Raw genomic sequence first — 670 nt, 5'->3', positions numbered from 1 at the left:
CTCACTAAACAACTACCCATTCTAAAAGAATATCAAAACAAAGCCACAATATTTTGTGCAGATAGTGCTTATGCTATATTAGCTAAACATGGTATTAAGCCTGATTATGTTTGTATGTTGGAAAGAACTGATTTCACGGCAGAATTCTTTAAAGAGGCATATGAGGGGATTGATGGGGGAATAACTTTTATATTAAAATCTGTAGTTCATCCTAGTACTACTTCTTATTTGGAAAATACTAAAAGATCTTTTATGCTTGTAAGTTCTAAAGCACATTTTATGCAATATCTTTCTCTTAATCAATTTGGATATATGCCAACTGGACATAGTGTAGCTAATATGAATTATATATTAGCCAGTCTTTTAAAACACAAAAATATCATCTTAATAGGACAAGACTTAGCCTATGATGAAAAAGGAAATTCTCATCCTAGTGATTATAAACATAGTGCAAATTTTGAAAGTTTTTCTTATGAGTATATAAAAGTTAGAGCCTATGGGAATAAAGATTCTTTTGTGAAAACGCATTTTATTTGGAATTTATTTCGCCAAGAATTTGAAAGCGATATACAATTTACCAAAGAACAAGGAATAACCACCTACAACTGCACAGAGGGTGGAGCAAGAATAGAAGGAAGCTTAGAAAAACCCTTTAAAGAAGTATGTGAAG

Annotated in this window: 1 protein-coding gene; it reads left to right on the top strand. The window is 31.2% G+C overall.

Annotated features, from left to right (window positions below; all coding sequences use genetic code 11):
- On the top strand, nucleotides 1-670 hold a 670-nt coding region (locus DU473_RS08140; RefSeq protein WP_131186975.1), incomplete at both ends, for a motility associated factor glycosyltransferase family protein.

The sequence above is a fragment of the Campylobacter novaezeelandiae genome (assembly GCF_004323845.1).
Lineage (GTDB): Bacteria > Campylobacterota > Campylobacteria > Campylobacterales > Campylobacteraceae > Campylobacter_D > Campylobacter_D novaezeelandiae.
Note: the sequence above shows the minus strand (reverse complement) of the source record. Positions and strands in the feature narration are given on the sequence as shown.